8 protein-coding genes, 1 pseudogene and 1 riboswitch are annotated in these 12,006 nt (G+C 44.2%); all 9 genes and pseudogenes read left to right on the top strand.

The features are described 5' to 3' along the window. Nucleotides 1–61 precede the first annotated feature (61 nt). Entirely contained in the window at nucleotides 62–934 is an 873-nt protein-coding gene (gene mneS / locus MOC09_RS09205; protein ID WP_268370308.1) for a manganese transporter MneS, read from the top strand. A 150-nt stretch (nucleotides 935–1,084) separates the two neighbouring features. After that, complete coding sequence (locus MOC09_RS09200; protein WP_268358738.1) at nucleotides 1,085–2,047, top strand: AAA family ATPase; 963 nt, start codon at nucleotides 1,085–1,087, stop codon at nucleotides 2,045–2,047. Further along, complete coding sequence (locus MOC09_RS09195; RefSeq protein ID WP_268370307.1) at nucleotides 2,047–3,243, top strand: DUF58 domain-containing protein; 1,197 nt, start codon at nucleotides 2,047–2,049, stop codon at nucleotides 3,241–3,243. Before MOC09_RS09200 ends, MOC09_RS09195 begins: the two co-directional genes overlap by 1 nt. A gap of 21 nt (nucleotides 3,244–3,264) precedes the next feature. Beyond that, nucleotides 3,265–5,463 carry a transglutaminaseTgpA domain-containing protein gene (locus tag MOC09_RS09190; protein WP_268370306.1) on the top strand — a complete coding sequence of 733 codons (2,199 nt, stop codon included), beginning with the start codon at nucleotides 3,265–3,267 and terminating at the stop codon, nucleotides 5,461–5,463. A 161-nt stretch (nucleotides 5,464–5,624) separates the two neighbouring features. Next, entirely contained in the window at nucleotides 5,625–7,166 is a 1,542-nt protein-coding gene (gene guaA / locus MOC09_RS09185) for a glutamine-hydrolyzing GMP synthase (RefSeq protein WP_268358744.1), read from the top strand. A gap of 111 nt (nucleotides 7,167–7,277) precedes the next feature. Further along, entirely contained in the window at nucleotides 7,278–7,811 is a 534-nt protein-coding gene (locus MOC09_RS09180) for a sigma-70 family RNA polymerase sigma factor (protein ID WP_268370304.1), read from the top strand. Further along, nucleotides 7,793–9,252: pseudogene (locus tag MOC09_RS09175) on the top strand (DUF4179 domain-containing protein). The gene MOC09_RS09180 and the pseudogene MOC09_RS09175 overlap by 19 nt, the downstream one beginning before the upstream one ends. Before the next feature lie 153 nt (nucleotides 9,253–9,405). Beyond that, nucleotides 9,406–9,507, top strand: a riboswitch (purine riboswitch). A gap of 134 nt (nucleotides 9,508–9,641) precedes the next feature. Beyond that, nucleotides 9,642–10,964, top strand: a complete 1,323-nt coding sequence (gene pbuG, locus MOC09_RS09170) for a hypoxanthine/guanine permease PbuG (protein WP_268358749.1) — start codon at nucleotides 9,642–9,644, stop codon at nucleotides 10,962–10,964. A gap of 209 nt (nucleotides 10,965–11,173) precedes the next feature. After that, nucleotides 11,174–11,977, top strand: coding sequence for a hypothetical protein (locus MOC09_RS09165; RefSeq protein WP_268358751.1), 804 nt, complete (start codon nucleotides 11,174–11,176; stop codon nucleotides 11,975–11,977). Nucleotides 11,978–12,006 lie beyond the last annotated feature (29 nt).

Here is a 12,006-nt window from a genome sequence, read left to right as displayed (position 1 = left end):
CCACTGCGTTTCAGCTTTGTATCATAATAATAGGAAAACACGAACGGAGAGGAGGTTTTGTATGGAGAGATATGATGAACTGAAAAAGGGAGAATCCGGGGCGCTGGTCAGTATTGCCGCGTATCTTGTTCTGTCCGTGATGAAGCTGATCATCGGTTATCTTTTTCACTCTGAAGCACTGACGGCAGACGGGTTGAATAACACAACTGACATTATTGCTTCTGTTGCTGTACTGATCGGCCTCCGCATCTCACAAAAGCCTCCTGACGAAGATCATCCATACGGCCACTTCCGTGCAGAAACAATTGCATCACTTATTGCATCGTTTATTATGATGGTTGTCGGGCTGCAAGTGCTGTTCAGCGCCGGTGAGTCTATTTTTTCTGCTAAGCAGGAGACACCGGATTTGATTGCGGCTTGGACGGCAGCGGGCGGGGCAGCCCTGATGCTGCTGGTCTACCAATACAATAAAAGGCTGGCCAAAAAGGTGAAGAGTCAAGCGCTCCTTGCGGCGGCCGCTGATAATAAATCAGATGCGTTCGTCAGCATCGGCACATTTATCGGAATTATAGCCGCGCAATTCCACTTGGCTTGGATTGATACGGTAACGGCGTTTGTAATCGGCCTTCTCATTTGCAAAACGGCATGGGATATTTTTAAAGAATCATCTCACTCATTGACAGATGGCTTTGACGTAAAGGACATGTCAGCTTATAAACAGACGATCGAAAAGGTCTCCGGTGTGAGCCGTTTAAAAGACATTAAAGCGAGATACTTGGGCAGTACGGTTTACGTTGATGTGGTGGTTGAGGTATCGGCAGATTTAAATATTACGGAAAGCCACGATATTGCCAATGAAATTGAGCGGAGAATGAAGGAGGAGCATGCGATTGATTATTCACATGTTCATATGGAGCCTTTAGAACACAAATAATAAAGCTTCCTGCCATAGGAAGCTTTTTTGTGTGTTTTGGCCTGCTTTATTGGAAACAATTTGCTAGAATCGTTTTTTTATACAGATTGCTTTTTGTGGTAAAGTTAGGTTACATTATGATGAATTTTGTAGATGACTAGGAGGAAAAGAATGGCATATCAAGAAGACCTGCATCCTTTGCTGGGGAAAGCAGTTGACCATATTAATAGAGTAATGGTTGGAAAGCGAGACATCGCCATACTCAGTTTAGCAGCCATTCTTGCCAAAGGGCATGTGCTGCTTGAGGATGTGCCTGGAGTCGGTAAAACGATGATGGTCCGCGCGCTGGCAAAGTCAATCGGCGCCGACTTCAAAAGAATCCAGTTCACTCCGGATTTGCTGCCATCTGATGTCACAGGCGTATCCATCTATAATGCGAAAACGATGGAATTTGAATACCGTCCCGGCCCGATTATGGGAAACATCGTACTTGCCGATGAAATCAACCGGACCTCTCCGAAGACACAGTCTGCTTTGCTTGAAGCGATGGAAGAGGGAAGTGTAACGGTAGATGGACATACGATGCCGCTTGCCGCTCCGTTTTTTGTGATGGCAACGCAAAACCCGGTCGAATATGAAGGGACCTATCCTTTGCCGGAAGCCCAGCTTGACCGTTTTTTATTTAAGCTTCGCATGGGCTATCCGTCCTTTAATGAGGAGCTGGATGTTTTATCTCTTCAGGAAAAAAGCCATCCGATTGAGACACTTGAGCCGGTTATTACAAGAGAAGACTTCATCCGATTGCAGCAGGAAGTGCAACATGTCCGTGCCGATGACAGCATAAAAGAATATATTGTTGAACTCGTGCAGAAAACGAGACATCATGCCTCTGTTCAATTAGGCGTCAGTCCGCGCGGATCAATCGCTCTGATGAAAGCGGCCCAAGCATACGCGCTGCTGCATCATCGCGACTATGTCATTCCGGATGATATTCAATATTTGGCTCCTTTTGCGCTGCCGCACCGGATGCTGCTGCAGCCGGAGGCGAAATTTGAAGGGGTACAGGCAGAAGCGATAGTACAGGAGATCATGTCCACCGTGAAGGTGCCGGTTCAAAGGTCGTCGATCCGCTGATGAAGAAGAAATGGCAATGGCTCGTTTATGGATGGAAGCTGATTGTATTAACGTTATTGACGGCTGCTGTTTTTTCTTATGCGATGTTTCAGGGCGGCTTTGTCAGCTGGTTTTTGTTTTATGCATTTCTCCCTTTTGTGGTGTATGCCGGGCTGCTTGCGCTGTACCCGCTCCGCTCTTTTCAGGCTTCACGGCAAATGGCCAAAACACAATTGCATGCGGGGGACAGGCTGGCCGTGTTGATTACACTGAGGAGAACGCTGCCGTTTCCCCTGATGTATATGGTGATTGAAGATTGCCTGCCAGAAGGAATCGGGTCATTGAACCGAGGGGAGGCCCCGGGCAAACGGCTCGTTTTTCCTTGGTTTAAACAGAGCATGACGATGTCGTATGAATTAGCTCGGGTACCGCGCGGGGAGCATCATTTTCATGCTGTCAGGGTGCGGACCGGGGATGTTCTTGGCTTGATTGAAAAAACAGCTTTTTATGAGCTGAAAGATACTCTGTTTGTTTATCCGTCTTTTCAGCGTCTTCCTTATCAGGTGAATGAGAGGCATCAGGAAGATGGTGTAAGCGGTTCTTCTCCAGTTCATCAGCACCATTCTGCAGTCGCAGCGAGTGTGCGCAATTATCAGCCGGGAGACAGGTTTGCTGCACTAGACTGGAAGACTTCTGCACGGCGGAGCCAGCTGATGACAAAGGAATTTGAACCGTCTCGAAGCAAAAACCTGTTTCTTCTGATGGACCGTTTTCCCTCTGAAGCATTTGAAGAGGTCATTTCTGTGACAGCTTCGATTCTTCATTCTGTTTTGAAAAACGGCGCGGGGGCAGGCTTGGCCTCAGTCGGAAAGGAAAAAACAATTTTTCCTGTTCAGGAGGGTGAGCAGCATTTTAAGCACATGCTTCATCATTTAGCCGTCGCTCATTGTGATGCGGCTGACCCGGTAAGCCGCTATGTACGTGAGGAGCTGGGGAAACCGTCTGTTCGCCAGGCTGATAGAGTGCTCGTCACGGGGCAGTTCACGGAGGATTTGCTGAACATAGCAGAAATTGGGGGCGGCCGAGTTACAGTGATACTGGCAAAAGAGAAAGATGCTGAGCTTTCTCAAGCTGAAAATGTCATGATCGAACGCATGTTGAAACGCCAAATCAGAGTTCAGGTCATGAGGGGCGGCGGAGTTTCGCGTGTTGTTTAGAAAGAGAGGTGACGGGTGCACATGCCGCACGATGATCAGAAAGGAAGCCGTTTGAGCTTGCTGTTATTTTATTTTTTGGCATTTTTATTGCTGTGGGAGTGGCTCAGGCCGCTTGACAGTTTTACAGATACGAAACATACAGGCTTTTTTATTGTCTTTATCGGCTTGACGTTTCTGCTGACCTTTTTCAGGATGAGGTGGTTTGTCACCGTTCCTTTTTGTGTCTTATTTACGTTGATCTCGATACACATCCTGTTTTATCAAGGATCTCTATTTGACTTGAGCTGGGTCGGCTCTTTTTTGCAGGATGTTTATTTGAATATCATGCTGATTCAAACAGGGCAATGGAATGATATGATTCCTTCGTTTCGGACCCTGCTCTTTTTTGTGCTGCTGTGGCTGCTGGTTTATCTCCTTCATTATTGGGTGATTTACCAGAGAAGAATCTTGTTTTTCTTTATGATGACAGTAGCGTATATTACGATTCTTGATACCTTTACGCCATATGACGCCACTTTTGCCGTCATCCGTATTGTGCTGATCGGCTTTTTTATGCTGGGCCTTTTATACTTAGAACGCATCAGGCTGATGGAAAGAATTACGCTGCCAAAAGCGTCTGTTCTTCCTCTATCTGTATTCATTTTGGCTGCAGTGGGATTCGGACTTGCCGCTCCGAAATCAGATCCGGCTTGGCCTGATCCCGTGCCTTTTCTCAAAAAAATCACCAATCAGGACCGTGTGCCGGCTGGAGAAAGCAAAATCGGATACGGGAACCATGATGAATCGCTCGGCGGCCCGTTTCAGCAGGATGATACCCCTGTTTTTACATGGCAGGGAAAAGAGCGCACGTATTTCCGGGTGGAAACGAAGGATACGTATACAGGAAAAGGCTGGATTGAAACAGACACAGGCATGTCCTATCAGCTTAGCGGAGGAAAAGTTGAAAATCTGTGGTTTGACCACAAGGTTTCGACAGAGCGCAGCACTGTTCGTGTAAAGGTCGATGATCACTACGGATATAACCATGTGATGTATCCGATCGGTGCTGAAGCCATTCAGCCAAAGCGGGCTGTCTCACTCGAGATGAACGGGAATACGGAACAAATTTCTCCGATCAGTGAACAAGCTGGTAAGGTCAGAAATATGGGGAGCTATACAGTATCGTACAACTCCCCGGTCTATAAGCTGGATGAGCTGAGAAAGGTGAAAGTCAGAAATAGTGAGGAATACACATTCAGCGACCGCTATATGCAGCTGCCGGATACACTGCCTGAGCGGGTGAAAACCCTTGCGATCAAGCTGACTCAGGATCACGACAATATGTTTGATAAGGTGAAAGCGGTTGAGGACTATTTAGGATCAGATGAGTTCACATATGAGACCGAAAACGTGACCATCCCAAAGAATGATGAGGATTATGTCGATCAGTTTCTGTTTGAAACAAAGATGGGCTACTGTGATAACTTTTCTTCCTCAATGGTCGTGCTCCTGCGCTCGGCCGGCATTCCGGCCCGCTGGGTAAAGGGTTATACGTCCGGTGAATATAAAGAAGCAGGGAACAAAAACGGCAGCATCTACGAAGTGACAAATAACAACGCCCATTCCTGGGTAGAGGTGTATTTCCCGGAACAGGGCTGGGTCACATTTGAGCCGACTAAAGGGTTTACAAATCCGGCTGAATTTACTTCCTCTAATGACACAAAGGATTCCGGCAGCGAAAGCAGCTCGCAGGAGAAAACGAAGAAAGAACAGAAAGAAGAAAAAAAACAGCCGGAAAAAGAGGAGAAACAAAAGGAAAAACGGGAGCCAGCTGTTTCTAAAAAATCGACCGCTCCACACGCAAATGCCGGTGCAGGCTGGTATGCAGCACTTTCAGTCCTGATAGTCCTCCTGTTAGCAGCGGTATTGCTGTATGTTTTCCGTTCGTTATGGATGCCAGCTTTCGTTGTGAGAAAATTGAAGCGGCGCAGCGATCAGCACGTGTTTTTTGAGGCGTACGGCGCCCTCCTGAAACAGATGAAGAGAAGGGGACTGCCGAAACAAGACAGTGAAACGCTGCGTGATTATGCGAAACGAATCGATGAAAAATACGACATGGAAGACATGTCAAAGCTGACATTACGCTATGAACGGGCGTTGTACAGAAATGAAGATTCAGCGTCGCTTTGGAATGAATCAAGAGAGTTATGGGAAAATTTAATTAAAAGAAGATGGTCTTGACCGCTTATCAACGTGTTGTTAGAATTAGTGAATATTATCGGAGTCTGGGAGCGAGTTGCCTGACTCCGGCAAACGGCCTTGCCAAAGAGGGCGGAGCGTGCTTCATATCTGTCCTCGTTTTTTTCTGTGTCAAAAAACTTAGAGGAGATTAGGTGACAACCATGACAAAGTTAGTGAATGAAATGATTCTTGTCCTTGATTTCGGCAGTCAGTATAACCAGCTGATTACACGCCGTATCCGTGAATTCGGTGTATACAGCGAGCTGCATCCACATACATTGACGGCTGAAGAAATTAAAGAAATGAATCCAAAAGGAATTATTTTATCCGGCGGTCCAAACAGTGTGTATGATGAAAACTCTTTCCGCTGTGACGAGAAAATTTTCGAGCTTGATATTCCTGTTTTGGGAATTTGCTACGGCATGCAGCTGATGACTCATTACCTTGGCGGTAAAGTTGAAGCGGCAAGCCAGCGTGAATACGGAAAAGCAAACATCCGCATCGAAGGCACACCTGATTTGTTCAAAGATCTTCCGAACGAACAAGTGGTTTGGATGAGCCATGGTGATTTGGTTGTAGAAGTTCCTGAAGGCTTCACTGTTGACGCGACAAGCCATCACTGCCCGAATTCAGCGATGAGCAAAGCGGACAAAAAATGGTACGGCGTTCAGTTCCACCCGGAAGTGCGCCACTCTGAATACGGCAATGATCTTCTGAAAAACTTTGTATTCGGCGTTTGCGAATGCGAAGGCGAATGGTCAATGGAGAACTTTATCGAAATTGAAATGCAAAAAATCCGTGAAACGGTCGGAGACAAGCAGGTTCTTTGCGCGCTAAGCGGCGGCGTTGATTCCTCTGTTGTTGCTGTTTTGATTCATAAAGCGATCGGCGACCAGCTGACTTGTATCTTTGTAGATCATGGTCTTCTCCGTAAAGGCGAGGCTGAAGGTGTTATGAAAACATTCAGCGAAGGCTTTAACATGAACGTAATTAAAGTAGACGCGAAAGACAGATTCTTAAATAAACTAAAAGGCGTTTCTGACCCTGAGCAAAAACGCAAAATCATCGGTAATGAATTCATTTACGTGTTCGATGATGAAGCGGACAAGCTCAAAGGCATCGACTACCTTGCCCAAGGAACGCTTTACACGGATATCATCGAGAGCGGTACAGCAACGGCGCAAACGATCAAATCTCACCACAATGTCGGCGGGCTTCCTGAAGACATGCAGTTTGAACTGATCGAACCGTTAAACACGCTCTTCAAAGACGAAGTGCGCGCGCTTGGCACAGAGCTCGGCATTCCGGATGAAATCGTGTGGCGCCAGCCATTCCCAGGACCGGGACTCGGAATCCGTGTTCTTGGCGAAGTAACAGAAGAGAAACTTGAAATCGTTCGTGAATCAGATGCGATTTTGCGTGAAGAAATTGCAAATCACGGATTAGAGCGTGATATCTGGCAATACTTCACTGTTCTTCCTGACATCCGCAGCGTCGGTGTTATGGGTGACGCAAGAACATATGATTACACAATTGGAATCCGCGCCGTTACATCAATCGACGGCATGACATCTGACTGGGCGCGTATCCCGTGGGATGTGCTTGAAGTCATTTCGACACGTATCGTAAACGAAGTGAAGCACATTAACCGCGTGGTGTACGATATTACAAGTAAGCCGCCTGCGACGATTGAGTGGGAATAAGTAAATAACAACAATGAAAAAACGTCCCTTTTATAAAAGGGACGTTTTTTTGTTAACTTTTTGAAACCGTTTCGACAATTTTCGTATCTAACAACATAGGAGGTGGATAAGGTGAAGGAAGAAAGATTGATTACAAAGGCGAGAAAAGGAAATGCTCGGGCCTTTGAAAAGCTTATGCTGGCACATCAGGAGACTTTATATAAAACAGCTTATCTCTATTTAAGAAATAAAGAAGATGCACTTGATGCTGTACAGGAAACAGCTTATAAAGCTTTTATCAGTATAGAAAAACTAGAAGAGCCAAAGTATTTTTTAACGTGGCTTACTCGAATATTGATTAATTCCATTTTTGCCATGACTAAAAAGAAAGGAGAATTGGTTCCGTTTGAGAAACATCACGACACTGGAATCGCTCAAGGTAATATTGAGGAATATATAGACCTGCGAAATGCACTTGATACACTTGATGAACATGTTCAGCTCACGATTCAGCTATATTATTTTCAAGATTATTCAATATCAATGATAGCTGAACAAACAGGTATGGCAGAAGGCACAATTAAAACACATTTACATAGAGCGAGAAAAGCATTGAAACAGGAGCTGGAAAAGGAGGATCAAAACAAATGGACAAACACCAAGTGAAGCAGATGTATGATGACATAGCAGTGCCAAAGAAAGCACTCAAAAAGGCAATACATCAAGCTGTCGTTCGTGCTGAAAATGAAAGTAACACAAGGCGCCGTTTTAAATGGGCACGACCTATTACAAATGGAATGGCTATTGCTGCTGTGGTATGTATATTGTATTTATCATCTGGTCTTTTTCTTCCCTCTGTAAACAAAGCGATGGGAAGCATCCCCATTGTCGGACAAATTTATAAAGATTTTCAAGATAAAGTTGGTCTATCATTGTTTAAAAGCAATTTGGTCACAGCTTTAAATGAAAAAGCAGAGTCCAGGGGAATCACTGTTTCTGTAAACAGCTCCTATTACGATGCCGGACAGCTTGTTTATAACTTCACTGTTGATAACTTCCAGTCTGATGAAAAAGAGATCATGTATGATGTCGACGAAACGAGTTATAACGACAACTTTTCAATCAACTACGATTCTTTAATGCTTAAAAAATTAAATAATAAGCAATACGCAGGACAATTAAGGATTTATACAAATGGTACTGAAATAAAAAATGGGGATACCGTGCCTTTTGTGATTACTCATATTAATGAAATACAGGGGAATTGGAGATTTAAACTGCCTATTGCCAAAAGCAAAACTAGTTATTTAGAAAGCGCAAAAATTGTATCGGCTTATCATAATCGTTATCAATTTTCCAATATTCAAGTGGAGAACGGGAAACTTGGATCTGTCCTTCAATTTACAATTGATTATCAAGGTTTAGCAAAGCATGATACGGTTGAAATTAACGAAGTCAAAGATGATTTAGGAAACACATATGAGATGACATCGTCAAACATTGAACTTGGAGACCGGAAAAAAATAAATGGGAGAACGGTAAGAGCAAAAGGACAAACACAGCTAGAATCACCAATCAATCCAAAAGCGAAAAAGCTAACATTAATAGCAGATATTAGATCTGAGGCTGAGGACAGTGAAATCGTTCCGCTAAATGCAGAGATGCCGTATCGTCTTTCGGAAACAAAGCATCAAAACATAGGGATAGAAATCAATAACATTAAACAAGAAGGGAGGAAAGTATTGGTTCATTACCGTTTCACTGGAGTTGATACTTCAAATATGTCAAAAGATGACTTAGTGAATATAGGCGAAATGATTGGCCTTGGTGATATGAAAAAAATGCAATCATGGTCTGATCCAATGGCTTATTATGAAGAAGGTTATTATTTAAAATGGAATAAAGCTGAAGTGAAGAATATGGACACAGCCGAAATGGTATCAACTTTTGAATTGAATGACCTTATCTTGATAAGCTGTCTTTAAAGCATTTTGAGTTTAATGAATACGGTCTGTATATTGATAAAGGCATTTTAAATGACCTGATTCAACTAAAGCCATTCTCGTTTACTGTACCAGTGCATCAGGTGAGTCAGCCTGTAACATAAAATCATTAGTAAGTTGAAAAGCCGTATGAAGCCATGCATACGGTTTTTATCATTGTTGCCAATTTAGTCAATAGACGAATAAACCAATTTTTTTAATAAGTAATGTTCGTTATTTATATTGTCATTTCAAAATGATCTTGGTACAATAGACACAGAAATCAAATAAGATGAATTCGTATAATCGCGGGAATATGGCTCGCAAGTTTCTACCAAGCTACCGTAAATGGCTTGACTACGTAAACATTTCTTTCGTTTGATATAAATAAAACACGTTTATTTATTCAAGCTGGAATCCGTCTGTAGTCAAGCGTCCCAATATAATTGGGGCGTTTTTTATTTGGCGTTTTCAGGACAGAATAAATAGCAAAGAGTGAAGGGAGTCAAATAGCTTGAAAAAGTTTTTTCAGTTTGATGAGCTGGGCACCAGCTATCGCAATGAAATCATTGGCGGATTAACGACTTTTTTGTCTATGGCATATATTCTGTTCGTCAATCCGATTACGCTTGCTTTGGAGAGCGTGAAAGATTTTCCGGAGGCGCTGAGAATTGACCAGGGTGCGGTCTTTACAGCGACAGCGCTGGCGTCTGCAGCAGGCTGTATCTTAATGGGATTGATAGCGAGATATCCGATTGCCATCGCGCCCGGTATGGGACTGAACGCGTTTTTTGCGTTTTCTGTCGTCCTCGGTATGGGCATTTCATGGCAGGCAGCTTTGTCTGGTGTTTTTATTTCAGGTCTTATTTTCGTTGCTCTTTCTTTAACAGGTTTTCGTGAAAAAATCATCAACGCCATTCCGCCTGAGCTGAAATTGGCAGTCGGCGCGGGAATCGGACTGTTTATTACATTCGTTGGCTTACAAGGTTCAGGAATTATTACAGCGAACTCTTCTACACTTGTCACAATCGGAAACATTCACAGCGGCCCTGTGCTGTTAACGATTTTCGGTGTGATTGTAACAGTTATTTTAATGGTGCTTCGCGTGAACGCAGGCGTGTTTATCGGGATGCTGTTAACAGCGGTGGCCGGCATGATTTTCGGATTGGTTCCGGTTCCGTCTCAAATTATCGGCAGTGTGCCGAGCCTTGCGCCGACTTTCGGACAAGCGTGGATACACCTGCCGGATATTTTCTCCGTCCAAATGCTGATCGTCATTTTAACGTTCTTGTTTGTCGGATTTTTTGATACAGCGGGTACACTTGTTGCTGTGGCGACTCAAGCTGGTTTAATGAAGGAAAACAAATTGCCGCGTGCGGGCCGTGCGCTTTTAGCTGATTCATCTTCCATTGTAATCGGTGCCGTGCTTGGTACGTCTACTACAACTTCTTATGTGGAATCAAGCTCAGGTGTTGCTGCAGGTGCCCGTTCAGGATTTGCGGCTATTGTAACTGGGATTCTCTTTTTATTGGCTACATTTTTCTCACCGCTTCTATCCGTTGTTACTTCAAACGTAACAGCTCCGGCGCTGATCATTGTTGGCGCACTGATGGTGGCGCCGCTTGGCAAAATCGCTTGGGATAAGTTCGAAGTGGCCGTTCCTGCTTTCCTTACCATGATCATGATGCCGTTAACGTACAGCATTGCGACTGGGATTGCCATCGGGTTTATTTTCTACCCGATTACGATGGTGTGCAAAGGAAAAGCCAAAGAGGTTCATCCAATCATGTACGGGCTGTTTGTCATATTTATCCTGTACTTTATCTTCTTAAAATAAAGAATGAAAACCAGCTGCGGGCGCAGCTGGTTTTTTTGTTGCAAAAGGTAAAACCATTTCATACGATATACCGTCATGTAGATGTGCCGCCATGCTTTACTTAAATGGAAATGACTTGACTGTTCAGGAAGGCTTCGGTACCTTATATAAGTGTTTTATTTTCTTGCTGAATGGTATTCCGCCGTATTTTTTTGATAGGAGTTGCTGACATGACGGAAGAAAGAAAAGAAACGTTTGAGGAAGAAGTTAACCAGAGTGAAAGAATAGATGCAGATGAAGAGCCGTTATCGAGAATGTCCAGGACTGCGAGCCGGCAAAGCAAGCAGAAGCAAAAACAAAAGCAGAAACCGCACAAAGAACGCGGTGAATCAATTGCTAAAGACAAGCTTGCGTCGGTATGGGCAGCGATTAACAGATATTGCGGCTTTGCGTTCTCGATTTTAAAATCACCGGCGAAAACCGTCGTAACGGATGGTTTTTCACATTATAAGTATGGCCTGATTTCAATGCTTATCTTTAGTATCATCTTTTCAATCGGGAACTGGTTTCAGTTAAAGGCGAGCTGGAATCGGCCGCTCGGTTTCGGAGAACGACATCATGCTTTCTATGACGGGTTTTTAGTTGTTCTTGTGTATTTGCTGATCTTTTTTGCGGTAATGGTCTTTGCTATATGGGCTGTCTCCCGCTATATGATGAAGCAGAAGGTGACGTTCAGAGAAGCGGCAGCCGGTTTGGGTTCCTTGCTTGTACCGGTGATTGCTGTTTCAATCCTTTGGCTGATCTTTGCGATCGTGAATATCCCGATGCTGACAGTTCTGTTTACAGTGCTGATTTTGTTTTCAATCTTTTTTATGATGGCGCTGTATGTGCAGCGTGAGTACCAGGCGGCACAGGATGCACCGATTGACTATATCTATTGTGTATTTGCTGTGGTAGCGGTAGCGCTGCTGTTTACGGCGGTGACGTGGCCGTTTATTTCTGAATATTTCACGGCGTCGCTGATTCCGCTTTAATGAAAAAACCGGCTGCTCTTAGCCGGTTT

Origin of the sequence: Bacillus sp. N12A5, from assembly GCF_026790125.1 — a bacterium.
GTDB lineage: Bacteria > Bacillota > Bacilli > Bacillales > Bacillaceae > Bacillus.
Note: the sequence above shows the minus strand (reverse complement) of the source record. Positions and strands in the feature narration are given on the sequence as shown.

Excerpts from the sequence above, each read along its gene's own strand:
- mneS (WP_268370308.1), top strand. The coding sequence starts at position 62 with ATGGAGAGATATGATGAACTGAAAAAGGGAGAATCCGGGGCGCTGGTC.
- MOC09_RS09200 (WP_268358738.1), top strand. The coding sequence starts at position 1,085 with ATGGCATATCAAGAAGACCTGCATCCTTTGCTGGGGAAAGCAGTTGAC.
- MOC09_RS09195 (WP_268370307.1), top strand. The coding sequence starts at position 2,047 with ATGAAGAAGAAATGGCAATGGCTCGTTTATGGATGGAAGCTGATTGTA.
- MOC09_RS09190 (WP_268370306.1), top strand. The coding sequence starts at position 3,265 with ATGCCGCACGATGATCAGAAAGGAAGCCGTTTGAGCTTGCTGTTATTT.
- guaA (WP_268358744.1), top strand. The coding sequence starts at position 5,625 with ATGACAAAGTTAGTGAATGAAATGATTCTTGTCCTTGATTTCGGCAGT.
- MOC09_RS09165 (WP_268358751.1), top strand. The coding sequence starts at position 11,174 with ATGACGGAAGAAAGAAAAGAAACGTTTGAGGAAGAAGTTAACCAGAGT.